23 protein-coding genes are annotated in these 25,549 nt (G+C 72.7%); 12 read left to right on the forward strand and 11 right to left on the reverse strand.

Translation table 11 applies throughout. The annotated features are described in order from the left end of the window. Nucleotides 1–133: 133 nt before the first annotated feature. On the reverse strand, nucleotides 134–1,897 hold the full coding sequence (locus OG624_RS25225; protein WP_033219659.1) for an acetyl/propionyl/methylcrotonyl-CoA carboxylase subunit alpha: 1,764 nt from the start codon (nucleotides 1,895–1,897) through the stop codon (nucleotides 134–136). Nucleotides 1,898–2,504: 607 nt separating this feature from the next. Here OG624_RS25225 and OG624_RS25230 point away from each other — a divergent pair. Continuing rightward, the gene (locus tag OG624_RS25230; protein WP_371639863.1) at nucleotides 2,505–4,109 is read left to right on the forward strand and encodes an MFS transporter; all 1,605 of its coding nucleotides are present in this window, start codon (nucleotides 2,505–2,507) and stop codon (nucleotides 4,107–4,109) included. A 132-nt stretch (nucleotides 4,110–4,241) separates the two neighbouring features. After that, nucleotides 4,242–4,724, forward strand: a complete 483-nt coding sequence (locus OG624_RS25235; RefSeq protein ID WP_161295089.1) for a hypothetical protein — start codon at nucleotides 4,242–4,244, stop codon at nucleotides 4,722–4,724. Here the strand turns inward: OG624_RS25235 and OG624_RS25240 are convergent. From OG624_RS25240 to OG624_RS25255, 4 genes are all read right to left on the reverse strand, one after another. Next, nucleotides 4,705–5,328: a Maf family protein gene (locus OG624_RS25240; RefSeq protein ID WP_106971382.1), complete on the reverse strand. Its 624-nt coding sequence runs from the start codon at nucleotides 5,326–5,328 to the stop codon at nucleotides 4,705–4,707. The two genes, OG624_RS25235 and OG624_RS25240, sit on opposite strands and share 20 nt — an antisense overlap. Nucleotides 5,329–5,369: 41 nt before the next feature. Then, on the reverse strand, nucleotides 5,370–5,504 hold the full coding sequence (mmpB, locus tag OG624_RS25245; RefSeq protein ID WP_266353118.1) for a morphogenic membrane protein MmpB: 135 nt from the start codon (nucleotides 5,502–5,504) through the stop codon (nucleotides 5,370–5,372). Between the two features lie 80 nt (nucleotides 5,505–5,584). Further along, complete coding sequence (locus tag OG624_RS25250; protein ID WP_078909250.1) at nucleotides 5,585–5,791, reverse strand: acyl-CoA carboxylase epsilon subunit; 207 nt, start codon at nucleotides 5,789–5,791, stop codon at nucleotides 5,585–5,587. Between the two features lie 21 nt (nucleotides 5,792–5,812). After that, a complete protein-coding gene (locus tag OG624_RS25255; protein ID WP_033219667.1) occupies nucleotides 5,813–7,405 on the reverse strand; it encodes an acyl-CoA carboxylase subunit beta in 1,593 nt (530 codons plus the stop codon). 131 nt (nucleotides 7,406–7,536) lie between these two features. Here OG624_RS25255 and OG624_RS25260 point away from each other — a divergent pair, with 131 nt between their 5' ends. The 5 genes from OG624_RS25260 to hutH all read left to right on the forward strand — a co-directional run bounded on the left by OG624_RS25260 (nucleotide 7,537) and on the right by hutH (nucleotide 13,581). Next, nucleotides 7,537–8,403 carry a biotin--[acetyl-CoA-carboxylase] ligase gene (locus OG624_RS25260; RefSeq protein WP_371639864.1) on the forward strand — a complete coding sequence of 289 codons (867 nt, stop codon included), beginning with the start codon at nucleotides 7,537–7,539 and terminating at the stop codon, nucleotides 8,401–8,403. Nucleotides 8,404–8,599: 196 nt separating this feature from the next. Then, complete coding sequence (locus tag OG624_RS25265) at nucleotides 8,600–9,763, forward strand: adenylate/guanylate cyclase domain-containing protein (protein ID WP_033219671.1); 1,164 nt, start codon at nucleotides 8,600–8,602, stop codon at nucleotides 9,761–9,763. A gap of 150 nt (nucleotides 9,764–9,913) precedes the next feature. Then, on the forward strand, nucleotides 9,914–10,714 hold the full coding sequence (locus tag OG624_RS25270; protein WP_033219672.1) for an enoyl-CoA hydratase/isomerase family protein: 801 nt from the start codon (nucleotides 9,914–9,916) through the stop codon (nucleotides 10,712–10,714). A 102-nt stretch (nucleotides 10,715–10,816) separates the two neighbouring features. Continuing rightward, nucleotides 10,817–11,932: a GGDEF domain-containing protein gene (locus OG624_RS25275; protein ID WP_033219674.1), complete on the forward strand. Its 1,116-nt coding sequence runs from the start codon at nucleotides 10,817–10,819 to the stop codon at nucleotides 11,930–11,932. 107 nt (nucleotides 11,933–12,039) lie between these two features. Continuing rightward, nucleotides 12,040–13,581, forward strand: a complete 1,542-nt coding sequence (gene hutH, locus OG624_RS25280) for a histidine ammonia-lyase (RefSeq protein WP_033219676.1) — start codon at nucleotides 12,040–12,042, stop codon at nucleotides 13,579–13,581. 66 nt (nucleotides 13,582–13,647) lie between these two features. Here the strand turns inward: hutH and OG624_RS25285 are convergent, their stop codons facing one another. After that, a complete protein-coding gene (locus OG624_RS25285) occupies nucleotides 13,648–14,010 on the reverse strand; it encodes a hypothetical protein (protein ID WP_161295083.1) in 363 nt (120 codons plus the stop codon). A 164-nt stretch (nucleotides 14,011–14,174) separates the two neighbouring features. Between OG624_RS25285 and OG624_RS25290 the strand changes: the two genes are divergently transcribed. The 3 genes from OG624_RS25290 (at nucleotide 14,175) to OG624_RS25300 (ending at nucleotide 16,935) form a co-directional block, all read left to right on the forward strand. Then, entirely contained in the window at nucleotides 14,175–14,459 is a 285-nt protein-coding gene (locus OG624_RS25290) for a hypothetical protein (RefSeq protein ID WP_244290766.1), read from the forward strand. A 134-nt stretch (nucleotides 14,460–14,593) separates the two neighbouring features. Next, complete coding sequence (locus OG624_RS25295; protein ID WP_033219682.1) at nucleotides 14,594–15,862, forward strand: L,D-transpeptidase; 1,269 nt, start codon at nucleotides 14,594–14,596, stop codon at nucleotides 15,860–15,862. Nucleotides 15,863–15,975: 113 nt separating this feature from the next. Beyond that, nucleotides 15,976–16,935: a GNAT family N-acetyltransferase gene (locus OG624_RS25300; RefSeq protein WP_371639865.1), complete on the forward strand. Its 960-nt coding sequence runs from the start codon at nucleotides 15,976–15,978 to the stop codon at nucleotides 16,933–16,935. On the opposite strand, the gene OG624_RS25305 is transcribed toward OG624_RS25300, so the two are convergent. Next, on the reverse strand, nucleotides 16,925–17,809 hold the full coding sequence (locus OG624_RS25305) for a helix-turn-helix transcriptional regulator (protein ID WP_371639866.1): 885 nt from the start codon (nucleotides 17,807–17,809) through the stop codon (nucleotides 16,925–16,927). The genes OG624_RS25300 and OG624_RS25305 overlap by 11 nt on opposite strands. Before the next feature lie 167 nt (nucleotides 17,810–17,976). Between OG624_RS25305 and OG624_RS25310 the strand changes: the two genes are divergently transcribed. Both OG624_RS25310 and OG624_RS25315 read left to right on the forward strand, forming a co-directional pair. Beyond that, nucleotides 17,977–19,077 carry an NAD(P)-dependent alcohol dehydrogenase gene (locus OG624_RS25310; RefSeq protein WP_371639867.1) on the forward strand — a complete coding sequence of 367 codons (1,101 nt, stop codon included), beginning with the start codon at nucleotides 17,977–17,979 and terminating at the stop codon, nucleotides 19,075–19,077. A gap of 126 nt (nucleotides 19,078–19,203) precedes the next feature. Beyond that, nucleotides 19,204–21,378 carry a sulfatase-like hydrolase/transferase gene (locus OG624_RS25315; protein WP_371588340.1) on the forward strand — a complete coding sequence of 725 codons (2,175 nt, stop codon included), beginning with the start codon at nucleotides 19,204–19,206 and terminating at the stop codon, nucleotides 21,376–21,378. A 16-nt stretch (nucleotides 21,379–21,394) separates the two neighbouring features. Here OG624_RS25315 and OG624_RS25320 read toward each other — a convergent pair whose 3' ends face one another. The 4 genes from OG624_RS25320 to OG624_RS25335 form a co-directional block, all read right to left on the reverse strand. Further along, nucleotides 21,395–21,997, reverse strand: coding sequence for a DUF3885 domain-containing protein (locus OG624_RS25320; protein WP_244290767.1), 603 nt, complete (start codon nucleotides 21,995–21,997; stop codon nucleotides 21,395–21,397). Further along, nucleotides 21,994–22,662, reverse strand: coding sequence for a peptide-methionine (S)-S-oxide reductase MsrA (gene msrA / locus OG624_RS25325; RefSeq protein WP_030712379.1), 669 nt, complete (start codon nucleotides 22,660–22,662; stop codon nucleotides 21,994–21,996). Before msrA ends, OG624_RS25320 begins: the two co-directional genes overlap by 4 nt. 78 nt (nucleotides 22,663–22,740) lie before the next feature. Beyond that, nucleotides 22,741–23,901, reverse strand: a complete 1,161-nt coding sequence (locus tag OG624_RS25330) for a hypothetical protein (protein ID WP_371588341.1) — start codon at nucleotides 23,899–23,901, stop codon at nucleotides 22,741–22,743. Beyond that, complete coding sequence (locus OG624_RS25335; protein WP_371588342.1) at nucleotides 23,898–25,496, reverse strand: M48 family metallopeptidase; 1,599 nt, start codon at nucleotides 25,494–25,496, stop codon at nucleotides 23,898–23,900. The genes OG624_RS25330 and OG624_RS25335 overlap by 4 nt, the downstream gene beginning before the upstream one ends. Nucleotides 25,497–25,549: the final 53 nt, after the last annotated feature.

Here is a 25,549-nt window from a genome sequence, read left to right on the forward strand (position 1 = left end):
GCCTCGAACGCCGGCGAGGCTGGATCTTCAGCCTCGCCGGCGTTCGAGGCGCGGGGCAGCGCCCCGGAACGGCGCCGCACATGCGAAACGGGGCTCCCGGGGCGGCAAGCCCCGGGAACCCCGTAGCGGGACGTCAGTCCTTGATCTCGCAGATGGTGGCGCCCGAGGTGACCGAGCCGCCGACCTCGGCGGTGAGGCCGACCACGGTGCCGGAGCGGTGCGCGTTCAGCGGCTGCTCCATCTTCATGGCTTCGAGTACGACGACCAGGTCGCCCTCGTTGACCTGCTGGCCCTCCTCGACCGCGACCTTGACGATCGTGCCCTGCATCGGGGAGGCGAGGGTGTCCCCGGAGGCGGCCGGGCCGGACTTCTTGGCCGCGCGGCGCTTCGGCTTCGCGCCACCGGCGGCGGCCGTGCGGGCCAGGGTCATGCCCAGCGACGACGGGAGGGAGACCTCCAGGCGCTTGCCGCCGACCTCGACGACGACCGTCTCGCGGCCCGGCTCGTCCTCGATGTCATCCGCGGCCGGGGCCGTGAACGCCGGGATCTCGTTGACGAACTCGGTCTCGATCCACCGGGTGAAGACGGTGAAGGGGCTGCCGTCGGTGGGGGCGAACGCCGGGTCGGTGACGACCGCGCGGTGGAAGGGGATGGCCGTGGCCATGCCCTCGACCTCGAACTCGGCGAGCGCGCGGGCGGCGCGCTGCAGGGCCTGCTCGCGGGTGGCGCCGGTGACGATCAGCTTGGCCAGGAGCGAGTCCCAGGCCGGGCCGATCACGGAGCCGGACTCGACGCCCGCGTCGAGGCGGACGCCCGGGCCCGACGGCGGGGCGAACTTCGTCACCGTGCCGGGCGCCGGGAGGAAGCCGCGGCCCGGGTCCTCGCCGTTGATGCGGAACTCGATGGAGTGACCGCGCAGGACCGGGTCGCCGTAGCCGAGCTCCTCGCCGTCGGCGATGCGGAACATCTCGCGGACCAGGTCGATGCCGGAGACCTCTTCGGTGACCGGGTGCTCGACCTGGAGGCGGGTGTTGACCTCCAGGAAGGAGATCAGGCCGTCGGCGGAGACGAGGAACTCGACGGTGCCGGCGCCGACGTAGCCGGCTTCCTTCAGGATCGCCTTGGAGGCGGCGTACAGCTCCGCGTTCTGAGCCTCGGTCAGGAACGGTGCCGGGGCCTCCTCCACGAGCTTCTGGTGGCGGCGCTGGAGCGAGCAGTCACGGGTCGACACGACGACGACGTTGCCGTGCGAGTCGGCCAGGCACTGGGTCTCGACGTGGCGGGGCTTGTCGAGGTAGCGCTCGACGAAGCACTCGCCGCGGCCGAAGGCGGCGACGGCCTCACGGACGGCGGATTCGTAGAGCTCCGGCACCTCTTCGAGGGTGCGGGCGACCTTCAGACCGCGACCGCCACCACCGAAGGCGGCCTTGATGGCGATCGGCAGGCCGTGCTCCTTGGCGAAGGCGACGACCTCGTCGGATCCGGAGACCGGGTCCGGCGTGCCGGCGACCAGCGGCGCACCGGCGCGCTGGGCGATGTGGCGGGCGGCCACCTTGTCACCGAGGTCACGGATGGCCTGCGGCGGCGGACCGATCCAGGTCAGGCCGGCGTCGATCACGGCCTGCGCGAAGTCGGCGTTCTCGGACAGGAAGCCGTATCCGGGATGGATGGCGTCCGCACCGGAGTCGGCTGCGGCCTGGAGGACCTTGGAGATGTCCAGGTAGCTGGCGGCCGGGGTGTCACCGCCCAACGCGAAAGCTTCGTCGGCCGCGCGGACATGCAGAGCGTCCCGGTCCGGATCGGCGTAGACGGCTACGCTCCCGATCCCGGCGTCCCGGCAGGCCCGAGCAACGCGGACAGCGATTTCGCCACGGTTGGCGATGAGCACCTTGCGCACGATGGCTCCCTCCTTGAAACAAGCTGAGTTTAGGGACAGCCCACACGGCCTTTCGACCCTTCCCCGGTGGTGACCTTGCCCACACAGAGTGTGATGCGGAGGTCGAACCGGCGGAGAACCCTTGTGGCGCCCCAGGTCAGGGGGATCCCCGACTGCACAGTAACCCCGTCGTGTATCCAAGGTCTCTGTCCCCCGGGTCAGCGGCCCCGGGTGATTCTTTGTCGAGTCCCTACGAACGGCCCACAGTTTCTTTGCGGTCGTGAGAGGAGTTGTCCCCTTGTTTACTGATTGGTAGCCCGGTCGTCCCGCGGGGCGAACAGGGACAACACCGTACCCACAGCGCTGCGGCCCGCCCGGGCCCGGGCGGGCCGCAGCGCGCCGGGCGTGTCCTACGGATGGACGACAGCGGGTCCCGCGATCGCGCGGCGGCGGTGCCACCGGCGAGTTGACAACCGACGCGGGCCGAACGGCGTCCTACGGACGGCGTGGAAGAACGACGACAGCGAGACGAGGGCGAGACGATGGCCTTGGCAGGCTTCTTACCGGGGCCCCTCCCCGGCCGATCCGACGTGGCAGAGGTCGGGTGCAGCTCACCGGCCGTCGAAGCGTGAGCGCCGGGACGAAGGCGCCCGCGGATCCGGCCGGGCGCCGGGTCCTGTCGGCGGCGCTGTGCGCGAGCGCCCCGGCGGAGGTGCTCGACTTCCTGCTGCCGCTGTGGGCGGGGTCGACGCTGCGGGCCGGGGCCTCCGTGGTCGGCGCGCTGATCGCCTTCGAGGCGGTGCTGTCGCTGATCGTGCGCCCGTTGGCCGGGGAGCTGGCCGACCGCTTCGACCAGCGGCGGGTGGCGGCGGCCGGTGCGGGTCTGTACGCCCTGTCGTTCGCGGGCTACGCGCTCGCCGACTCCCTGGTCGTGGCCTTCGCCGCGGCGGGCCTGGGAGGCGCCGGTGGGGCCCTGTTCTGGGTCGCGCTGCGGGCCTGGACCGGGCAGCGGTCGCAGGACGGTGACGGCGCCTCCGCCTACGGCAGGCTGCTGTCCGCGGAGGGTCAGGGCGCCTTCGTCGGCTACCTGGTGGCGTTCTCCCTGCTGGAACGCGGTGGCTACGCACTGCTGTTCTGGCTGGGCAGCGCCGCCTGCGCGGTGGCCATGGCCTCCCTGCTGCGCGGGCCCCGGCAGGACCCGGCCCGGGCCGGGTCCGGGCGCCGGGAGCGGTGGGGCGCGGCGGAGCGCCGGCTGGTGCCGCTGATGGTGGTGTCCGCGGTGACGGCCGCGGCCGAGGCTGGGCTGTGGATGCTCCTGCTGCTGCGGTTGCAGGCGGAGTCGGCGCTGTCCCCGAACGAGATCGCGCTGGTCTTCGCGCCCGGCTTCGTGGTGTTCGTCCTGCTGCCGGCGCACGCGCACCACCTCACCGGCAGGTTAGGGCGGACGCCGACCATGGTCGCCTCGTTCGTGGCGAGCGCGCTGTTCGCCGCGGGGCTCGCGGTGGTCTCCACACCGCCCGCCGTCGCCGTCCTGTGGGCCGTGGCCGCCGCCTGTTTCGCCGCGCAGATCCCGGTGGAGCAGGCGACCGTGGCCGCCGCCTCCGGGGGGCGGATCGGCCGGGCCATGGGCCTGTACGAGAGCGCCCGCCTGGCCGGTGTGGTGGTCGGCCCGCTGGTGATGGGCGTGCTCTACGAGGAGGCGGGCTGGGTCGCCGCCTGCGGGGCGGCCGCGGCCACCTCGGCCCTGGGCGCGCTCGTGGCGCCGTACGCGGTCCGCACCCTGGGCCTGCCGCCGGAGCGGAGGAAGCCCGGGCCGAAGTCCGCCGACGTGGCGGCGGACCGTAGGGCCGGAGCGGACCGGGCGGACGGCGGCGACACCGACAACGACAACGACACCGACATCCACAGGGGTGGGGGCACGGACATGGGGGAGCGGCAAGGGGCGGGGCGGTCGTCGGCGGGGGCCGTCCTCGGGCCGAAGGAGCACGCCCGCAACGAGCGGCGGGACTGGTACATCCACACGGTCGCGTTCGCGCTCGGGCAACTGGTCCTGTGGGCCCTGGACTCCAGCTGGCTCGCCTGGCAGCTCACGGACGGCGCCGTGCCCGACGAGCAGCGCGGACCGCTGGTCTGGGCCGGCCGGATCTGGCTGACCATCTGGGTGATCGACACCATCTGGTCCTGGTCGTACACCTTCTGGCCACGGGAGAAGAAGCCGAAGTCGTCGTCCTAGCGGTGCCGTACGGCGGTCCGTGGGGCGGCAGGCGTCCGCAAGCCGGGTGTGCGGATGTCTTGCCCGCCGGGCTACCCGTTAGTAGCCTCCAGGCGTCGAACGGGCTTGTGACACGTGGGGGGTGGCGGCATCGTGCTGCGAAGACTCGTGGCCGGACTGGCCGCGATCGTGCTCGTCGTGGAAGCGGCGCTGCTCGTGCTCGTCCACATCGTGCTGGGCCGGACCACGGCGAACCAGTCGATGTCGATAGCCGGCAGCGATCCGGACGTCATGTCCAAGGCGACCTACGTCATGGGCGCGGGCATGGGCGCCTTCCTCGTCCTGTGCGCCGTGCTCGCCGCCGTCACCGCGATCCGCGACCGCGGCCCGGGTCGCTTCGGCCGCGTCGTGCTCATCAGCGGCGCCGTCACCCACGGGGTGCTCGGCATCCTCTCCGTCGCGCTGGTCGGCTGGGCCGCCTTCGCGACGATGATGCTGATCCTGTGTCTGCTCGTCCTGACCCTGACGTCCTACGCCCCCCGGTCCGGCGACGGCAGCGGGGGCGGCGCGGGCGAGGACACCCCGCCGCTGCCGCCCACGCCGCCGTTCGGGGAACTCAAGCCCACAAGTCCGTGATGGACACGTCCAGTTCGCCCAGCAGGGAACGCAGCAGCGGCAGCGACAGTCCGATGACGTTGCTGTGATCCCCGTCGATGCCGTCGATGAACGGCGCCGACAGCCCGTCCAGGGTGAACGCCCCCGCCACGTGCAGGGGCTCCCCGCTCGCCACGTACGCGGCCACCTCGGCGTCCGTGGGCTCACCGAAGCGGACCGTCGTCGAGGCCGTGGCGGAGACCTGCCGGCCGTCCGCCGTGTCGATGACGCAGTGGCCGGTGCGCAGCACGCCCGCCCGCCCGCGCATCGACTTCCAGCGCGCGGTGGCCTCCTCGGCGTCCGCCGGCTTGCCCAGCGCCTCGCCGTCCAGCTCCAGCACCGAGTCGCAGCCGATCACCAGGGCGCCCGCGGCCTCGTCGAGCCCCGCCACGACGGCGGCCTTCGCCTCGGCCAGCGCCAGCGCCAGGGAGGCCGGCTCGTCGTGGTTCAGGGTGTCCTCGTCGAAGCCGCTGACGATCACGTGCGGGGCGAGCCCGGCCTGTCGCAGCAGGTTCAGCCGGGCGGGGGAGGCGGAGGCGAGGACGAGCTTGCGCCCGGTCGCCCGGGGCTCTGGTGTCGCAGTCATGGTGGCCATCGTAGGCGCGGCCCGCACCCCCGTCACCGGGCCTAGAAGTGGCCCACACCCAGGACGTACACCACCACGAGCATGGCGAGGGCGAGCACCACGGTCAGCCGCCGGATCATCGCCTGCGCGTCGCGCATGTCCTTGGGCGGCTCGTTCTTCGGGTCGGACCAGAGCATGCCCCGATCCTGGCCCGGGAAAGGGGTGTGGCGCCTGAGTACGGGTACTCAGGCGCCACCGCCCGTTCGCACCGGTTCGGCTACGCGGGCCAGTAGGTACGGCCCCAGGCGCGCGGCCCGGGATACGGAACCCGCCGCCGGCCCACCCGGGCCGGCGCCGACCACTCGTCCGTGACCTGAGGGGCGGGCGACGGTGCCATGGCCAGCATCGCCGCGCGCGCCTGAACCACCGCCAGTGCGGCGGCCAGCTCCTCCGGGGTCGGGTTGCCCTTGACGACCTTGATCACCACAGAGTCCTCCTGGAGGGGCTAGAGCGGAATGTTGCCGTGCTTCTTCGGGGGCAGGGACTCCCGCTTGGTACGCAGCTGCCGCAGCCCCTTCACCACGTGCGCCCGGGTCTCGGACGGCATGGTCACCGCGTCGATGTACCCGCGCTCGGCCGCCGTGTACGGGTTGAGGAGCGCGTCCTCGTACTCGGCGATGAGCCGGGCCCGGGTCTCCTCCACCTCCTCGGGAGCGGCCTCCGCGATGGTGCGGCGATGCAGGATGTTCACCGCACCCTGCGCGCCCATGACGGCGATCTGCGCGGTCGGCCAGGCCAGGTTCAGGTCGGCGCCGAGGTGCTTGGAACCCATGACGTCGTACGCGCCGCCGAAGGCCTTGCGGGTGATGACGGTGATCAGCGGAACGGTGGCCTCGGCGTACGCGTAGATCAGCTTCGCGCCGCGTCGGATGATTCCGTTGTACTCCTGGTCGGTGCCCGGGAGGAAGCCCGGGACGTCCACGAAGGTCAGCACCGGGATGTTGAAGGCGTCGCAGGTCCGCACGAACCGCGCCGCCTTCTCGGAGGCGTCGATGTCCAGGCAGCCGGCGAACTGCATCGGCTGGTTGGCGACGACACCCACCGGGTGGCCCTCGACCCGACCGAAGCCGGTCAGGATGTTCGGCGCGAACAGCGACTGCGTCTCCAGGAACTCCGCGTCGTCGAGCACGTGCTCGATCACGGTGTGCATGTCGTACGGCTGGTTGGCGCTGTCCGGGATCAGCACGTCGAGCTCGCGGTCGACGTCGGAGACCTCGGTGTCCGCCTCCTCCGGGAAGGAGGGCGGCTCGGAGAGGTTGTTCGACGGCAGGTACGCGAGCAGTGACTTCACGTACTCGATGGCGTCCTTCTCGTCGCCCGCCATGTGGTGCGCGACGCCGGACGTGCTGTTGTGCGTGCGCGCCCCGCCCAGCTCCTCGAAGCCGACGTCCTCGCCGGTGACCGTCTTGATGACGTCCGGGCCGGTGATGAACATGTGCGAGGTCTGGTCGACCATGACCGTGAAGTCGGTGATGGCGGGGGAGTACACGGCGCCGCCCGCGCAGGGCCCGACGACCAGGCTGATCTGCGGGATCACGCCGGACGCGTGGACGTTGCGGCGGAAGATCTCGCCGTACATGCCCAGGGCGCTGACGCCCTCCTGGATCCGGGCGCCGCCGGAGTCGTTGATGCCGACGAGGGGGCATCCGGTCTTCAGCGCGAAGTCCATGACCTTCATGATCTTCTGGCCGTAGGTCTCGCCGAGGGCCCCGCCGAAGACGGTGAAGTCCTGCGAGAACACGGCCACCGGGCGGCCGTCCACCGTGCCGTAGCCGGTGACGACGCCGTCGCCGTAGGGCCGGGTCTTCTCCAACCCGAAGTTGGTGGAACGGTGCCGGGCGAACTCGTCGAGCTCGACGAAGGATCCCTCGTCCAGCAGGAGGGCAACCCGCTCACGCGCCGTCAGCTTGCCCTTGGCGTGCTGCTTCTCCACGGCGCGGGCGGACCCGGCGTGGGTGGCTTCGTCGATGCGGCGCTGCAGATCCGCGATCTTGCCCGCGGTGGTGTGCATGTCGATCGGCTCTGACGGATGTGACATCGGGGTCGCGGCTCCCTGCGTGGTGTCAACTGCCTGGTCAATTGATTGACTACTGCTGGCTACTGGTGCGTAGCGTATCGGCGGGCATGGCGCTCGGCAGTGCGGCGTTTGACACACCTACATTGGGTTGCATGACGCCATCAGATGCCTCAGCAGGAGCTTCCTCCGGTCGCTGGTCGAGCCTGGACCGCCCGCCCCTCAATGCCGCCGCCCTCACGAAGGCGCTCGTCACCGGGGACGGGCTGTGGACCTCGCTGGAGGTCGTGGGCAGTACCGGGTCCACCAATACCGACCTTGCCACTCGGGCGGCGCGGCTGCCCGAGGGAGCCGTGCTCGTCGCCGAGGAGCAGAGCGCCGGGCGCGGGCGGCTGGACCGGAGCTGGGTCGCGCCCGCCCGGTCCGGGCTGTTCTTCTCCGTCCTGCTCAAGCCGGGCGACGCGGTGCCGCAGGAGCGGTGGGGCTGGCTGACGCTGCTGGCCGGGGTGGCGACCGCGACCGGGCTGTCCCGGGCGGCCGGCGTGGACACCGCCCTCAAGTGGCCCAACGACCTGCTGGTCGGCGTGGACGGCGAGGAACGCAAGACCGGCGGAATCCTCGCCGAGCGGGTCGAGGACGGCGTGATCCTCGGGATCGGGCTCAACGTCAGCCTGACGGAGGACGAGCTGCCGGTACCGGCCGCGGGGTCGCTGTTCCTGGCCAAGGCCTCCGTGACCGACCGGGACCCGCTCCTGCGGGCCGTCCTGCGGTCCCTGGAGGAGTGGTACGGCAGGTGGCGCGCGGCCGGTGGCGATCCGGCGGCCAGCGGCCTCCAGGAGACCTACGCGGCGGGCTGCGCGACCCTGGGCCGGCACGTCCGCGCGGAGCTGCCCGGCGGGCGCACCCTCACCGGAACGGCCGAAGCGGTGGACACCGATGGCCGCCTGGTGATCCGTACGGCCGAGGGCCTGCACGAGACGGTGGGCGCGGGCGACGTCATCCACCTGCGTTCCGTGCACTGACACGGGACAGGGGCGCCGGGTGCGGCGTCGTACCGGGGCCGGGGCCCCGGACCCCGCACCCAGGTCGCGGGCGGCCCGGAAGTGGGGAGGGGGAGTGAGCTACGGCACACCTGCCGTATGGTTTAGGCGATCCCGGTGCTCGTGGTGATCAACCGGTTCGCAGGGCAGTGCGCACGGAATGGACAGGAGGCGGCCCTTGACCGTCGACGACCCTACGGCCGGCGCGTCCGCCGGTGGCGGCTCCGCGTCCGGCCCGGGCACCCCGATCGGCCGTGACCAGCACACCCCGCACCACGAGGTCGATCACACGGCCCAGCCGACGGCGGATCCGCTCGCCATCCGGCTGGAGCAGCTGATCCTCGGTGCCGAGCGCCGGTACACGCCGTTCCAGGCCGCCCGGAGCGCCGGTGTGTCCATGGAGCTGGCCTCGCGCTTCTGGCGGGCCATGGGCTTCGCCGACATCGGGCAGGCCCGGGCGCTGACCGAGGCCGACGTGCTGGCCCTGCGCCGGCTGGCCGGTCTGGTGGAGGCCGGGCTGTTGTCCGAGCCGATGGCCGTGCAGGTGGCGCGGTCCACCGGGCAGACCACCGCCCGGCTGGCCGAGTGGCAGATCGACTCGTTCCTGGAGGGGCTGACGGAGCCGCCGGAGCCGGGCATGACCCGTACGGAGGTCACGTACCCCCTGGTGGAGCTGCTGCTGCCCGAGCTGGAGGAGTTCCTCGTCTACGTGTGGCGGCGCCAGCTGGCGGCCGCGACCGGGCGCGTGGTGCAGGTGGCCGACGACGACGAGATGGTCGACCGGCGGCTCGCGGTGGGCTTCGCCGACCTGGTGGGCTTCACCCGCCTGACGCGACGGCTGGAGGAGGAGGAGCTCGGCGAGCTGGTCGAGTCCTTCGAGACGACGGCGGCCGACCTGGTGGCCGCGCACGGCGGCCGGCTGATCAAGACCCTCGGTGACGAGGTGCTGTACTGCGCCGACGACGCGGCGACGGCGGCCGAGATCGCGCTGCGGTTGATCGAGACGATGGAGCTCGACGCGCAGATGCCGGAGCTGCGGGTCGGGATCGCCTTCGGCACGGTGACCACCCGGATGGGCGATGTCTTCGGGACCACGGTGAACCTGGCCAGCCGGCTGACCTCCATAGCCCCCAAGGACGCGGTCCTGGTGGACGGGGCGATGGCCGAGGAACTCTCCCGTACCGGGGCCGCCCCGGTATCGGAGAAGGAGGCCGAGACGGCGCCCGACGAGGGCGCGTCCTACCGCTTCGCGCTGCAGCCGATGTGGCAGCGGCCGGTCCGCGGGCTCGGCGTCGTGGAGCCCTGGTCGCTGACGCGACGGAAGCCCAAGAACCCCGCCTGACGCGGCCGTGGGCCCTGGGGGGTGTCTCGGGGTGCCTCCCGCCCGCGGGCCGGGCGCAGCCGTGCCCCGTGGCGGCGCAGCCTTGACCCGGTGGCCTCCCCGCGCACTAGAGTGCGGCGATAACGCTCGTTAACCGGGAGGGTCGCAGGCATGTCTGAGCAGCGCTTCGGAGAGTTCGTCGCGGTACGTCGGGAGGGTGACGGGCACGTCGCGGAGCTGGCGATGGACCGCCCCAAGGCGATGAACGCGGTGTCGACGGAGATGGCCCGGTCGATCGGCGCCGCCTGCGCGGCGCTCGCGGCGGACCCGTCGGTGCGGGTGGTGGTGCTGACCTCCACCGCGGAGCGGGCCTTCTGCGTCGGGGCGGACCTCAAGGAGCGGAACTCCTTCTCGGACACCGAGCTGGTCCGGCAGCGGCCGACCACGCGGGGGGCGTACGGGGGCGTGCTGGCGCTGCCGATGCCCACGATCGCGGCGGTGCACGGGTTCGCGCTGGGCGGCGGCTTCGAGCTGGCCCTGGCCTGTGACGTGATCGTCGCCGACGAGACCTCGGTGGTGGGCCTGCCCGAGGTGTCGGTGGGCGTGATTCCCGGCGGTGGGGGTACGCAGCTGCTGCCGCGCCGGGTGGGTGCGGCGCGGGCCGCGGAGCTGATCTTCACGGCGCGCCGGGTGGAGGCGGCCGAGGCGCTGTCCCTGGGGCTGGTGGACTCGCTGGTCCCGGCCGGCCAGGACACGGCGGAGGCGCTGGCGCTGGCGTCCCGGATGGCGGCGAACTCCCCGGTGGGCCTGCGGGCGGCCAAGCGGGCGCTGCGGCTGGGCCACGGGATGGACCTGGAGGCCGGTCTGGAGATCGAGGACGCGGCCTGGCGGACGGTGGCCTTCTCCGGTGACCGGGTGGAGGGCGTCGCGGCGTTCAACGAGAAGCGCAAGCCGAACTGGCCGGGGGAGTAGCCGGCCCGGCGACGGTGCCGCCGATCACCCTTGGTGATCTTGGCGGCACCGAAAGTCGTGCCAATTGTCTCCAAATCTGACAAAAGTCCCTAGCCTGGGGTGATGGGAGTTGACGGGCGGCTACGGGCCGTGGTGGAACTCGCCCAGGCGATGGCCGCGGCCTGCGCGCCGCGGGACAGTGTGCGGGCGGCCGCGCGGGGCGCGCGCGTGGCGCTGGACGGCTCGTTCGCCGCGATCTCCGCGTGGGAGCGGGAGCGGGGGCGCCTGCGGGTGCTCGTGAACGAGGGCGAGCGGCGGGCGGGCGAGGAGGAGTTCCCCGAGGACGAGTCCTACCCGGTGCACGACTTCCCCGAGATCACCGAGTTCCTGCACGAGCTCTGGGTGGGCGGCGGCGGCCCGCACGCCTGGGTGGAGAGCGCCGTCGGCGACCGCCCGGGGCGGCGCGGGGACGCCCTGCGCCGCCGCGGCCGCGGGACCTGCGTGGTCGCGCCCATCGTGCTCAGCGGCCGCGCCTGGGGCGAGCTGTACGTCGCGCGGGACGAGGGACTGCCCGACTTCGACGAGGACGACGCCGACTTCGCCACCGTGCTCGCCGCCGTGGTCGCGGCCGGTCTCGCGCAGAACGAGCGGCTGGAGGAGGCCCGGCGGCTCGCCTTCACCGACCCGCTGACCGGGCTCGCGAACCGGCGGGCGGTCGACATGCGCCTCGACGAGGCCCTGGAGGAGCACCGCCGGACCGGGGTGGTCGTCAGCCTCGTCGTCTGCGACCTGAACGGCCTGAAGAAGGTCAACGACACCCTCGGGCACGCCATGGGCGACCGACTCCTGGAGCGGTTCGGGTCGGTGCTGAGCCTGTGCGGGGCGATGCTGCCCGGATCGCTGGTGGCGCGCCTGGGCGGCGACGAGTTCTGCCTGGTCGGGGTCGGCCCGACGGCGGACGAGATCGTCCGCGTCACCGAGGAGGTGTGCACCCGGGCGGCCGAGCTGGAGCTGGGCGAGGGAGTGGCCTGCGGGGTGGCCTCCACCGGCGACCCGATCGGGCTGGTGAAGTCCTCCCGGCGGCTGTTCCGGCTCGCGGACGCGGCCCAGTACAAGGCGAAGGCCGCGCGCTCGCCGAAGCCCGTCGTGGCGGGCCGGGACACCGCGGTGGTACGGCTCGCGGACGCCGCGGCCGAGGAGGCTCCCGGGGAGCGGCGCCGGTTCCGGGGCCGCCAGTGATCGGCCGCCCGCGGCGTCGGTCCGTAAGGGGTCCAGCAGCGTCGCGATCGTGACAGTTCAAGCTAGTGACATGAAGCGATTCAATCCGTAGGGTGCTGAATATGGATATGCACACTGTCGTGGTGGGGACGTCCGGGACCACCGCCGAGGACGTCATCGCCGTAGCCCGCGGCAACGCGCGCGTCGAGCTCTCCGCCGAGGCCCAGGGCGCCCTCGCCCGGGCCCGCGAGATCGTCGACGCCCTGGCCGCCAAGCCCGAGCCCGTCTACGGCGTGTCCACCGGGTTCGGTGCGCTCGCCTCCCGGCACATCAGCCCCGAGCTGCGTGCCCAGCTCCAGCGCAACATCGTCCGCTCGCACGCCGCCGGCATGGGCCCGCGCGTCGAGCGGGAGGTCGTCCGCGCGCTGATGTTCCTCCGCCTCAAGACCGTCGCCTCCGGTCACACCGGCGTCCGCCCCTCCGTCGCGCAGACCATGGCCGACGTGCTCAACGCCGGGATCACCCCCGTCGTCCACGAGTACGGCTCCCTGGGCTGCTCCGGCGACCTCGCGCCGCTGTCCCACTGCGCGCTCGCCCTGATGGGCGAGGGCGACGCCGAGGGCCCGGACGGCACCGTCCGCCCCGCCGGTGAGCTGCTCGCCGAAGCCGGCATCGAGCCCGTCGTGCTCCGCGAGAAGGAGGGCCTCGCCCTCCTCAACGGCACCGACGGCATGCTCGGCATGCTGATCATGGCGCTCGCCGACCTCGGCAAGCTCTACACCTCCGCCGACATCACCGCCGCGCTGACGCTGGAGGCGCTGCTCGGCACCGAGAAGGTGCTCCAGCCCGAGCTGCACGCCATCCGCCCGCACCCGGGCCAGGGCGCCTCCGCCGCGAACATGGCCGCCGTCCTCAAGGGCTCCGGGCTCGTGCGGCACTACCAGGAGGAGACCGCCCCGCGCGTGCAGGACGCCTACTCCGTGCGCTGCGCCCCGCAGGTCGCCGGCGCGGGCCGCGACACCATGGCACACGCCGCCCTGGTGGCCTCCCGTGAGCTGGCCGCCGCCGTCGACAACCCGGTGGTCCTGCCCGACGGGCGCGTGGAGTCCAACGGCAACTTCCACGGGGCCCCGGTCGCCTACGTGCTGGACTTCCTCGCCATCGCGGCCGCCGACCTCGGTTCCATCGCCGAGCGCCGCACCGACCGGCTGCTCGACAAGAACCGCTCGCACGGCCTGCCGCCGTTCCTCGCGGACGACGCCGGTGTCGACTCCGGTCTGATGATCGCCCAGTACACGCAGGCCGCTCTGGTCAGCGAGATGAAGCGGCTCGCGGTGCCGGCCTCGGCCGACTCGATCCCCTCCTCCGCCATGCAGGAGGACCACGTCTCGATGGGCTGGTCGGCCGCGCGCAAGCTCCGTACCGCCGTCGACAACCTGACGCGGATCATCGCCATCGAGCTGTACGCCGCCACCCGCGCCATCGAGCTGCGCCACGGGCTGACCCCGGCCCCGGCCAGCCAGGCCGCGATCGCCGGCGCCCGCGCGGCGGGTGTGCAGGGTCCTGGGCCGGATCGTTTCCTCGCCCCTGACCTGGCCGCCGCCGACGAGTTCGTCCGTACGGGCGGCCTGCTGGCCGCGGTGGAGCCGGTGACGGGTCCGCTCGCCTGACGCCAGGCCGCGTACGCGCCGAAGGGCCGCCCCGGGATACGTCCCCGGGGCGGCCCTTCGCCGTGTCTACGGCGCGTGCGAGCGGCGGACGGAGAAGGCCACGAAGCCCGCCCCGACGCCGAGGAACAGGGTGCCGCCCAGGAGATAGGGGGTGGTGTCCACGGACCCGGTGGCGGCGAGCAGGGGCTGCGGGCGCGAGCCCGGCCCGGAGACCGTTCCCGTGACCGTCCCGGGGGCGTCGGAAACGGAACCGGAGTCGATGGAGCCGGCCGGGTCGGTGGCCGCCCGGGCGGCATTCGCGCCCGTGGGCACAGCGGAACGGGTCTCCTCGACACCGGCGGAGGTGGCACCCGCCGATGGTACGAACCACAGGGCGGCGAGGAGGGTGGTCGCTCCGAGAGCGGTGAGCAGCGGTCGGCGTGCGGACACGGTGCGATCCCCCTTGTGGCAGCAGCGAATTGGCCGTGTGCGGTGATGCTACGGAAAGGGGCGGGTCGTGGGAAAGTCGGGGCTTCCGCGGGCTTACTCTCCGTCGTATGAACTCTTCTGAGACATCACGTTACGTACGACTTCGGGTGGATTTGGTCCTTGAGGTGCCCGACGTCCAGGCACTCACAGGAGCCGCACTCGCGCACATCAAGGCCGACGAGTTCATGCCGGACGAGGAGCGCGGCCACGCCGAGTCCGCCGTCCGCGAGGACGAGTCCGAGGCCCTCGCCTACCTCGTCGACCCCACTGACCTGGTCGTGGACATCCCCGGCGTGGAACTCGCGCAGGCCTCCTGGAGCAGCGAGCCCGTCGAATACGACCCCGAGTCCATGGAGTGGGACCTGGACGAGGAAGATGGGGACTTCGACGAGGAACCCGACAACGCCTGACCGTGTGGTGGACCACATCCGAACGGAATGTGGAACCGGCCGGTGCCGTTAACGCGTTGTCAGGACCAGGCAGGGGGTGCGCCCCCTGCCCGGCCAACCCCGGGGACGGCCAGCCTCCGGGGTATCCGGCAACGATGGAGTGGCGTGTGAGGACGGACAGTATGCGGCGGAGAAGGTCCCTGGTGGCCATATCCGCGGTGCTCGGTGGGGTACTGATGCTCACGGCGTGCGGCGGCGGAGACGACGCGAAGCCGAAGAGCTCCGAGGCGGGCAAGTCCCAGGCGGACGCCGACGCGGCAGCCGCCAAGGACGCCTCCAAGGCCAAGATAACCATCACGCCCAAGGACGGGGCCACGAACGTCGGCCTCAACGACGCGGCGAACGTCGCCGTCGCCGACGGCACCCTCACCCTGGTCGAGCTGAAGACCAGCGAGGGCACCGCCGTGGCCGGCAAGATCGCCGCCGACGGCAAGAGCTGGAAGCCCGACGCCGCCCTGAAGCGCTCCACGAAGTACGCCCTGGCGGCGACCGCCAAGGACGCCGACGGCAAGGAGGCGCACGAGAACGCCTCCTTCACCACCGTCTCCCCGGAGAACAGCTTCATCGGCTCGTTCGTCCCGGACGAGGGCCAGACGGTCGGCGTGGGCATGCCGGTCTCGATCACCTTCAACAAGCCGATCCAGGACAAGAAGGCCGTCCAGGCGGCGATCTCGGTCAGCTCCAGCAGCGGCCAGGAAGTCGTCGGCCACTGGTTCGGCGCGCAGCGCCTGGACTTCCGCCCCGAGAAGTACTGGCAGGCGAACTCCACCGTCACGATGAAGCTGGCGCTGGAGGGCGTCCAGGGCGCTCCCGGCGTCCAGGGCGTGCAGAACAAGACCGTCACCTTCAAGATCGGCCGCAGCCAGACCTCGCAGGTCGACGTGAAGACCAAGAAGATGACGGTCACCCGGGACGGCGCGGTCCTCAAGACCATCCCGATCTCGGCGGGCTCCCCGGAGAACCCGACCTACAACGGTCAGATGGTGATCTCCGAGAAGTTCAAGGAGACCCGGATGGACGGCTCCACCGTCGGCTTCAAGGACAGTGAGGGCAAGGGCGAGTACGACATCAAGGACGTCCCGCACGCCATGCGCCTGTCCCAGTCCGGCACCTTCCTCCACGGCAACTACTGGGGAGCCGACTCGGTCTTCGGCAGTGCCAACACCAGCCACGGCTGTGTCGGCCTGAACGACGTCAAGGGCGCGGGCGACCCGAACCAGCCCGCCGCCTGGTTCTACGACAACTCGCTCATCGGCGACGTCGTCGAGGTGATCAACTCCCCCGACAAGGTCATCAAGCCCGAGAACGGCCTCAACGGCTGGAACATGGGCTGGGCGGAGTGGAAGGCCGGCTCGGCCGCCTGACATCCCGCACCGCACGCGACGACGGCGGGGATCCCTCACGGGGTCCCCGCCGTCCGTCGTTCCGCCGGAGAACAGCCCGGTGCCGCCCGAGTGGATCATCTAGGGTCCCCGGTATGACCATCCGCGCCCTGTCGCTGCCCCCGACCGACACCGAGATCGACGACTGGATCGCGGTCCTCGCCGCCGCCCGGGCCGCCGACCTGCCGCAGGGGCCGCCACCCGCCCGGACCGAGGTGGCCGGCCGGCTGCGGGTCACCCCGGCGCGCGGCCGCGCCGCGCTCTGGACCGCCGACGAGGGAGCGGGCGTGGCCGCGCTGCTCCTGTTCACGGACGAGGCCAACGCCCACACCGCCTTCCTCGACGTGCTCGCCGTACGCCCGGACGCCCGCCGCCGGGGCCTGGGCCGGGCCCTGTGGGAGCAGGTCCGCGCCGAGCTCCTCGCCCACGGCCGGACCTCGGTCTCGACCCTGGTGGACCTGGGCGGGCCGGGGCAGGCGTTCGCGGAGTCCCTCGGCTTCGAGAACGTCCTGCCCATGGCCTGGTACGAGCAGGACGTGACCCGGCAGCGACCCGCCACCGCCACCGTCGCCCCGGGGTACGAACTGCGCTCCTGGCACGGCCTGGTGCCCGACGAGTGGGCCGCGCCGCTCGCCACGGCCCACGGCGCCATGCAGGACGCGCCCATGGGGGACATCGACGAGAAGATCGAACCCTGGACCCCGCAGCGGCTGCACGTCGCGCACCGGCTCATCCTCGACCGGGGCGGCGAGATCACCACGGCCGCCGCGGTGACCCCGCGGGGCGAGGTGGCCGCGTACACGGAACTGGTCCTGCCCGACCCGGTCGGCCCGCGCGCCCTCCAGTACGACACGGTGGTGGCCCCCGCCCACCGGAGCCACGGCCTGGGCCGCGCGGTCAAGCTGCACATGCTGGAGCTGGCCCGCGACCGGTATCCCGCCCTGCGCCGGATCGCCACCACGGTGGCGGACGAGAACACCCCGATGCGAGCGGTGAACGAGAGCCTGGGCTACCGCCCGGACCGCCCCGCCGCGTACTACCAGCTCAGCCTGTAGCCGCCGGGTTCCGCGACCCGGCCCCCTCCGACGGGGCCGACCACGACGCCAGCAGACGCAGGGCGTCCGCCGACGGGGAGCCGGGGGCCGCGTGGAAGGTCACCAGGGACTGCGCCGGGTCGTCCGGCAGCTTCAGCGTCTCGAAGGACAGCCGCAGTTCACCCACGATCGGATGCCGCAGCAGCTTCTCCCCGTGCGTCTTGTCCGCGACCGTGTGCGCCGCCCACAGCCGCCGGAACTCCTCGTTCTTCACCGACAGCTCCCCGACCAAGGCCGACAGCCGCTCGTCGTCCGGGTGCTGGCCCGCGTACATGCGTAGGTTGCTCACCACCTCGCACGCCCGGCACTCCCACTCCCCGTACAGCTCCGCCGTCGCCGGATCCAGGAACACCAGCCGCACCAGGTTCCGCTCCGCGGCCGGCAGCGCACCGAAGTCCCCGAAGACCGCCGCCGCCAGCCGGTTCCAGCCGATGACGTCCTGCCGGTGCCCCACCAGGTACGCCGGTACCCCGCACATCGCGTCCATCAGCGTGCGCAGCTCCGGACGCACCTGCTGCGGGCGCCGACTGTGGCGGCGCCGATGCGCCTTCGGCCGCGCCAGGTCCATCAGGTGCGCCCGCTCGCTCCCGTCGAGGCGCAGGGCCCGCGCGAGCGCCTCCAGGACCTCCACCGACACGTTGTGCCCGTCGCGCTGCTCCAGCCGCGTGTAGTACGCGACCGACACCCCCGCCAACTGCGCCAGTTCCTCCCGGCGCAGCCCCGGTACGCGCCGGCGGCGCCCGTGGTCGGGCAGGCCCACGTCCTCGGGGCGCAGCCGCGCACGGCGGGAGCGGAGGAACTCACCGAGGCAGGCGCGCTGATCAAGCTGGTCCATCCCGTGATTATCCCCGGGCGGCGTGCCACGGGGCAGCCGTGAGCCTGACCCCACCAGGCGTAGGTTCGCCGGTCGTAGGCAGGACAGGTGGCTGGCTGTCCGCCGGGCGAGGCGGCAGCGTAGGGGTCACCGCAGATCAGACCCACGCCGTTGCGAGGAGCACCCCCATGTCCGTCACCCAGGGCACCCCGGCCACCCAGGCCACGCAGAGCACTCGGAGCGCCCGGGGCACCCGGGTGGCCGCGTACGCCGCCCCCGCCGCCAAGGCCCCGCTGGAGCGCACCACCATCACGCGCCGCCCCGTCGGCGAGCACGACGTCCTCATCGACATCAAGTACTCCGGCATCTGCCACTCCGACATCCACCAGGTCCGCGACGGCTGGGGCGAGGGCATCTACCCGATGGTCCCCGGCCACGAGATCGCCGGCGTCGTGTCCGAAGTCGGCCCGGCCGTCACCCGGTTCGCCGTCGGGGACCGGGTGGGCGTCGGCTGCTTCGTCGACTCCTGCCGCCGTTGCGCCTACTGCCTGCGCGGCCAGGAGCAGTACTGCGTCGAGGGGATGACCGGCACCTACAACGCCCTCGACCGCAACGGCGAGCCCACGTACGGCGGCTACTCCACCCACCTCGTCGTCGACGAGAAGTACACCGTCCGCATCCCCGACGGTCTGGGCCTCGACGTCGCCGCCCCGCTGCTGTGCGCCGGCATCACCCTCTACTCCCCGCTCCGGCACTGGCAGGCGGGCCCCGGCAAGCAGGTCGCGATCGTCGGCCTGGGCGGCCTCGGCCACCTCGGCGTGAAGATCGCGCACGCGCTCGGCGCCGAGGTCACCGTCCTGTCGCAGACCCTGCGCAAGCGGGAGGACGGCCTGAAGCTGGGCGCCTCCCACTTCCACGCCACCGCCGACGAGGCCACCTTCGAGGAGCTGGCCGGCCGCTTCGACCTGATCCTGTCCACCGTCTCCGCGCCGATCGGCCTGGACGCGTACCTGGGCCTGCTGAAGGTCGACGGCGCGCTGGTGAACGTCGGCGCCCCGGAGGAGCCCGTCGCGCTCAACCTCTTCTCCGTCATCGGCGGCCGCAAGACCCTCGCCGGATCGATGATCGGCGGAATCGCCGAGACGCAGGAGATGCTGGACTTCTGCGCCGAGCACGGACTCGGATCGGAGATCGAACTGATCGCCGCCGGGCAGATCAACGAGGCGTACGAGCGGGTCCTGGCGAGCGACGTGCGCTACCGCTTCGTGATCGACGCGGCCACCATCTGACCCGGGCGGGCCCGCGGTCGGCGGCGGCCGTCACACGTTCTTCATGCCGCGTGCATGGCCCCGGTGGCGCACGGCCGCCGATGATCACCACATCGACCGCCACCCCCGATCGTGCAGGAGTCCGCCATGCCCAGCCGCCGCCACTTCCTCGCCGGATCGGCGGCGGCCGCCGCCGGCCTCACGGCCCTGCCCCAACTCCTCCAGCCCGCACCGGCGTCCGCCGCCGAGAGCGCGACGCCACCGCCCCACTTCGTGGTGATCCTGGCCGACGACCTCGGCCGCGGCGACCTCGGCGCCTACGGCCAGAAACTGATCACCACCCCGCACATCGACCGACTCGCCGCCGAGGGGCTGAAGTTCACCGACGCCTACTCCGCGGCCGCCGTCTGCGCCCCGTCCCGCGCCGCGTTCCTCACCGGCCTGCACACCGGCCACGCCGCCGTCCGCGCCAACCCGGCCGCCGGCGGCCAGGGCAGCCTCGCCGCCGGGGACACCACCTTCGCGGAGGTGCTGCGCGCGCGGGGCTACCGTACGGGCCTGTTCGGCAAATGGGGCTTCGGACCCGAGGCCGCGGACCAGCCCAGCCACCCGGGCGCACGCGGCTTCGAGGAGTTCTACGGATACATCGACCACAGCCACGCCCACCAGTACCGCCCCGCGTACCTGTGGCACGACGACACCAAGGAGACCCTCCCCACGGGCACCTACGCCCCCGACGCGATCGCCGCGCGCGCCCTCGACTTCATCGACACGCACGCGGCCGGCCCCGACCCCTTCCTGCTCCTCCTCGCCCCCAACCTCCCGCACGCGCCCAGCGAGATCCCCGACGTCGGCGCCTACGCCACCCGGCCCTGGACCCAGGCGAACAAGGCGCACGCCGCGCAGATCAGCCTCCTCGACGCGCAGGTCGGCGCCGTCGTGGACCGGCTACGGGCCCGCGGGATCGCGCAGCGCACCGTGGTCCTGGTGGCCTCCGACAACGGACCGCACGAGGAGGGCGGGGTCGATCCCGACCTGTTCGACGCCAACGGCCCGCTGCGGGGCTACAAGCGCAACCTCTACGAGGGCGGCGTCCGCGTCCCGCTGATCGCCTGGTCCCCGGGCCGCATCGCCCCCGGCACCACCAGCACCCGCCCCACCCCGCTGTACGACCTCCTGCCCACCCTCGCCGACCTCGCCACGGCCCCCGCGCCCGCCGACATCGACGGCCTCTCCGCCGCCCCGGTCCTGAACGGCGCGCCCGCCCTCGCCCCCCTCCACGGCCACCTGTACTGGTACCGCGACGAGCAGGGCGTCACCGGCAGGGCCGACACGCAGGACGCGGGCCGGGCCAAGCAGGTCGCCGAGGCCATCCGCAAGGACCGGTGGAAGGCCGTACGCTTCGCGCCCGGGCGGGACCGGACGGTCGCCGACTCCGCGTGGGCCTTCGAGCTGTACGACCTGACCGTCGACCCCGGCGAGAAGAACGACGTGGCGGCCGGGAACCCGTCGGTGGTCGCCTCGCTGACCACCTTGCTGCGCGCCTCGTGGACGGACACGTACGTACGCCGCCCCTGGGGTCTGACCGCGGTCGCCGACCCGTCGGCCTCGACGCTCACCACCACCGTCTCGAACGGCGGCGCCCGCCCCTGGCCCGACGTACGGGTGACCCTCCCGCTCCCGGCCGGCTGGACGGCCACCCCCACGGGACCTGCGACCACCGCCTCCCTCGCCCCCGGCCAGGCCCTGACCACCACCTGGCGGGTGAGCGCACCCTCCTCGGCCCCGGCCGTGCTCACCCCGCAGGCGACCACGTCCGCGCCCGCCCGCTTCACGGCGGCGACGCGGTTCACCCCGCTTCCGGCGCCGCCCACGCAGGACAGCCACCTCAGCGACCTCCCGTGGGTCTCGGCCACCAACGGCTGGGGCCCGGTGGAGATCGACCGCTCCAACGGCAAGCAGGCGGCGGGCGACGGCACCCCGATCGCCTTCGGCGGCGTGACCCACGCCAAGGGCCTCGGCGTCCACGCCCCCTCGGAGATCGTCTACCACCTGGGCGGGCGCGCGTCCCGCTTCACGGCCCTGGTCGGCATCGACGACTTCTCCACGCACCAGTCCTCGACCGGCGCCACCCGGGCGATCGTCCGCGCCGACGGCCGGACCCTGCTGACCACGGCCACCCTGAGTGGAGCCACCGGCCCCACCGCGATCGACCTGGACGTCCGCGGCGTCCGCCTCCTCCACCTCGTGGTCGAGGACGCGAACGCCCGCTCCTCCTTCGACCACACCTCCTGGGCCCGCCCCTACGTGACCCTGGCCTGACCCGCCCCGGCCGGTCTCAGTGGCCCGTGGGGTGCGCGGACAGCCAGTCGGTGTGCCGCTCGCGCATCCGGTCCCGCTCCTGCCGCGTGGGCAGGATGACATCGGCGCCGCCGTCGTACGGGTGGTACATGCGGGTGAGCCCGGGGTCCGTGACGAACACGCCGGACAGCACGTCGTCGGCCACCGCGCGCAGCAGCCGGTCGAGGCAGCCCCGCCGCAGGCGGCGGCGGTCGGCGTAGAAGTACCAGCGCAGGTGGAAGAGAGGATCCGGGTCGTAGGTGTCGTCCACCGTGGTCCACAGCGTGCCCTCCGGGTGGAAGGCACGCCGCTCCACCGACCGGTCCGTGTGCTCGGACACCTCGGACCGGCCGGTGGTCACCACATACACCTCGTCACCGGCGAAGAGCTCGTCCAGGACCGTGTTGTACCGGTCCAGGAGCACCGCGTACTCCGCCTCGTCCTGCGCGTACCGCTTCGATTCCGGCAGGCTGTGGAAACGCACCCACCGGTGGGCGTACACCGTCTTCAGCTCGTGCGGGAACAGCGGGCCGGGAGGCCTCTGCTCCCGCCACAGACGGGTCAGCCCCTCGTGCGCGGGGTCGGCGAGGGGAGCGGTCACGCCCCAGGAGCCTTGGCCACGCCGATCGGGCAGGACACGCCCGTGCCGCCGATGCCGCAGTAGCCGCCCGGGTTCTTGTCCAGGTACTGCTGGTGGTGCGCTTCGGCGGGCCAGAAGGGGCGCTCCGCCGCCGGCAGCACCGCCGTGGTGATCGGGCCGTAGCCCGAGGAGGCCAGGACCTGCTGGTAGGCCGTACGGGAGGCCTCCGCCGTCTCCTGCTGCTCGGGGGAGTGGGTGTAGACCGCCGAGCGGTACTGGGTACCCACGTCGTTGCCCTGGCGGAAGCCCTGGGTGGGGTCGTGGGACTCCCAGAACAGCTTCAGCAGCGCGGCGTAGGAGACCTGGGACGGGTCGAAGACGACGCGGACCACCTCGGTGTGGCCGGTCAGACCCGAGCAGACCTCCTCGTAGGTCGGATTCTCGGTGAAGCCGCCCTGGTAGCCGGCCAGCGTGGTCCACACCCCTGGGGTCTGCCAGAACTTGCGCTCCGCACCCCAGAAACAGCCCAGACCGAAGTCGGCGACTTCCAGGTGCGCGGGGTAGGGGCCGGACAGCGGGTTGCCCAGCACGGTGTGCCGGTCGGGCACGGCGAACAGCGGCTCCGCGCGGCCCGTCAGGGCCTCCTCGCGGGTGGGGAGCTCGGGCGTACGGCGGTACGAGAACATGGATTCCCTCCTTGTGGGAGTGACAACGTGCGGAGGGCGGGCCGGGATTCCCCGACCCGCCCTCCGCCGCCCCACGGGTCAGAGACCCGGCGTGGTCACGCTCACCGCCCAGTCACGGGCGTACAGGTACCGGCTCTTCGGCGAGCCCGCGTAGGACCAGGGCAGGGCACCGATGTACCCGTCGATGTACCGGAACTGCTCGACTGCCTCCGCGTCGCGGTCCTGCCAGAACAGCAGGTACGCCAGGATGTGCCGCATCCCGACCGTCCCCGGGTGGTCGTCGCCCGCCGCCGCCAGGTCCAGCAGCGCCGCGTCGACCGCCGCGACGATCTCCGGCTCCTTGAAGAACGTCTCCGCGGCCAGGTCGTCCTCGTGCGTCTCCTGCTCGAAGTACGCGATCAGAGGCAGTCGCGAGAACAGCTCACCGGGCGCCCCGGCAGCCGCCGACCCACGCGCGAAGGCCAGCGCCAGCTCGTGCGAGCCGCGCCACTTCTGGCACCAGTACTGCAGTGCGCTGACGTGCGCGCACAGCACCTTCGGATCGCGCTCGACGATCTTCGCCCACAGCTCGCGGTACCGCTCGTGCGAGTAGCCCAGGCCCTGCCCGATCGGCTGTTCCACGATGTACGGGGTCGGGTCCGCCGGGTCGGCGAGGCTCTGGGCCGCGTGGGCGGCCTCCTGCGCCTTGACCAGCAGGTCGCGGAAGAGCCGGAACTGCTCCTGCGTGGTGTGGCGGCCCGACTGGGAGCCGCGTACGTTCCACGCCACCTGGATCGCGGTGTCGGCGTCGACCAGGGCCGCCGTCGGGTCCGTGGGGCGCGCCGCACGCCAGGCCAGCAGCCACGCGTCGTCCTCGGCGGCCGCCTCGGCCAGCGGGCGGACCCGCTCCATGCGCTCGTGCCAGTTCTTCCCGGCCGCCTCGATGTACGCGGCTCCGGCCTCCCAGTCGCCCGACCGGACCGCTTCCAGGACGGCCGTCCGCTCCGGCGGCACCGGAGCGGGGTTCTCGGTGTCGAGGTCGGCCTCGGCCACGAACCCGAGCGCGACGACCGCCGCCGCCTTCTCGGCCTTCTGCGCGGCCTTGACGGCCGCGGTGTCGGCGTTCAGGGATTCGGTCCGGCCCTCGATGCCGGCGATCTCCGCCTCCAGCCGCTTCGCCTTGCGGATGTAGTGGACGCCGCGCAGGAACTTGAACGCGCCGAACAGCAGCACGGCGCCCAGGATGTAGAGGCCGATCACGGGGCAAGCACCAGCTTTCGCAGCGGTTCGGTGTCGGGCAGGTCGGCGACGGCCGCTTCCAGGGCCTGGCCCAGGCGGTCCTCGAAGCCGTCGGCCGGGTAGCGCAGGGAGGCCGAGTCGGACCAGGACAGCTGCCAGCGGGCGGCGCCGCGGGCCGTCAGCTCGACGGTGACCAGCTGGTTCAGGGCGCGCCGGACGACCGGTCGGGCGAACTCGCGGGCCGTGCGGCCGGTGGCGGCCTGCGCCTCCTCGGACTTCGGGAACCGGTCGGCGATGCGCCAGCGCACCGCCGGGTCGGCGTCGAACGCGTCGAGCACGGCCGCCAGATCGGGGCCGGCGCCCTCGGCGGCGAAGGCCTCGCGGAGGTCCTCCGCGCCCTGGCCGACGTACAGGGTCATCGACTCGTGGACGAGGTCCTCCCAGTCGACCCGCTTCAGCGCGAGCGCCTCCGGGGTGAGGACGACCTGCTCCAGCGCGGCCAGCGCCGCGTCGGCGTCGGCCAGCAGTTCCAGGGCCGGCCGGGCGGCCTGCCCGCCGCGGCCGTCGTCGGGCAGGGCCTCGATGCGGGCCACGCGCTCGGCGAGCGCGGGGTGGGAGTCGTAGGGCGAGGTGGGCTCGGTCGACAGTTCCTGGCGCAGGTCGTCCAGGTCGGCCGAGCGCGCGTCCAGGAGCCGGCGCAGGCCGCCGAAGACCTCACCGGGACGGGGCAGCAGGCCGGCGTTGACGCCGAGGGTGGCGTACGAGCCCATGTAGAAGTCGTGCGCCGAGTCCAGGGCGTTCAGCTCGCGCAGCGCGGACGCGGCCGAGTCGCGGCCGGCGACCCGGACCGAGGCGAGGTCGGCGGCGAGCTCCTGGCGGCGGGAGGTCGAGCGGGTGGCGCGCATGTAGAAGTTGCCGTACGCGATGTAGATCTTGGCCATGGCGCGGTACATCGCGCCCTCGCCCGCGGTGTCGACGCCCTTGGCCTTCTTGCCCTTGGCGATCCGCTTCTCGTCCCGGCGTTCCTGCTTGGCGCGCTCCTTGGCGACCTTCTTGTCGGCGCGGTCGTGGAAGTAGCCGACGGTGCGGATCAGCTGGGCCCGGCCGCGGGCGATCAGCGGCGTGAGACGGGTGTCGAAGTTCGCGTAGTGACCCATCTCGTGCGCGAGCACCGCGCGCATCTGCATCTCGTCCAGGCCCGTCATCAGCGGCAGGCCGAGGTAGAGGCGGCGGGTGCCGGGCCGCAGGCCCAGCAGCTTCGCGTCCTCGGCGACGGCCGCGTTCACCTCGTCGATCAGCACGATCTCGTCGGGGGCGCGGGTGCCGACCTGCTGCGCGATGTCGCGTACGACCGCCCACAGCTCGGGCTCCTGCGCCTCGGTGACGGTGACGCCGGCCAGGGGCTCGCCCTTGGGGGTGCGCAGCATGAACATGCCGCGCACGATCGGGACGGTGAGGACGACGGAGGCGATGAGCAGCTTGGCCACGATCGGGCCGTGCAGCGTGGTGACGAGGGCGTAGTCGATGCCGCCGAGGGCGGCCAGCAGGAACACGCCGAGCAGGTAGAAGCCTGCGAGCAGGACGAGAGCGCGCAAGGCGCGCAGTGAAGCGCCCATTTGGACAGATCCCCCCACGGGAACGGAAAAGAGTGGGTGGCACGGCAGAACGC

The organism is Streptomyces virginiae (assembly GCF_041432505.1).
Taxonomy (GTDB): domain Bacteria; phylum Actinomycetota; class Actinomycetes; order Streptomycetales; family Streptomycetaceae; genus Streptomyces; species Streptomyces virginiae_A.

What these genes read in the sequence shown, in the direction of transcription:
- OG624_RS25240 (WP_106971382.1), bottom strand. Translation starts at nt 5,328, where the DNA reads ATGACTGCGACACCAGAGCCCCGGGCGACCGGGCGCAAGCTCGTCCTC.
- mmpB (WP_266353118.1), bottom strand. Translation starts at nt 5,504, where the DNA reads ATGCTCTGGTCCGACCCGAAGAACGAGCCGCCCAAGGACATGCGCGAC.
- OG624_RS25255 (WP_033219667.1), bottom strand. Translation starts at nt 7,405, where the DNA reads ATGTCACATCCGTCAGAGCCGATCGACATGCACACCACCGCGGGCAAG.
- OG624_RS25260 (WP_371639864.1), top strand. Translation starts at nt 7,537, where the DNA reads ATGACGCCATCAGATGCCTCAGCAGGAGCTTCCTCCGGTCGCTGGTCG.
- OG624_RS25270 (WP_033219672.1), top strand. Translation starts at nt 9,914, where the DNA reads ATGTCTGAGCAGCGCTTCGGAGAGTTCGTCGCGGTACGTCGGGAGGGT.
- OG624_RS25275 (WP_033219674.1), top strand. Translation starts at nt 10,817, where the DNA reads ATGGGAGTTGACGGGCGGCTACGGGCCGTGGTGGAACTCGCCCAGGCG.
- hutH (WP_033219676.1), top strand. Translation starts at nt 12,040, where the DNA reads ATGCACACTGTCGTGGTGGGGACGTCCGGGACCACCGCCGAGGACGTC.
- OG624_RS25295 (WP_033219682.1), top strand. Translation starts at nt 14,594, where the DNA reads ATGGAGTGGCGTGTGAGGACGGACAGTATGCGGCGGAGAAGGTCCCTG.
- OG624_RS25300 (WP_371639865.1), top strand. Translation starts at nt 15,976, where the DNA reads ATGACCATCCGCGCCCTGTCGCTGCCCCCGACCGACACCGAGATCGAC.
- OG624_RS25305 (WP_371639866.1), bottom strand. Translation starts at nt 17,809, where the DNA reads ATGGACCAGCTTGATCAGCGCGCCTGCCTCGGTGAGTTCCTCCGCTCC.
- OG624_RS25310 (WP_371639867.1), top strand. Translation starts at nt 17,977, where the DNA reads ATGTCCGTCACCCAGGGCACCCCGGCCACCCAGGCCACGCAGAGCACT.
- OG624_RS25315 (WP_371588340.1), top strand. Translation starts at nt 19,204, where the DNA reads ATGCCCAGCCGCCGCCACTTCCTCGCCGGATCGGCGGCGGCCGCCGCC.
- msrA (WP_030712379.1), bottom strand. Translation starts at nt 22,662, where the DNA reads ATGTTCTCGTACCGCCGTACGCCCGAGCTCCCCACCCGCGAGGAGGCC.
- OG624_RS25335 (WP_371588342.1), bottom strand. Translation starts at nt 25,496, where the DNA reads ATGGGCGCTTCACTGCGCGCCTTGCGCGCTCTCGTCCTGCTCGCAGGC.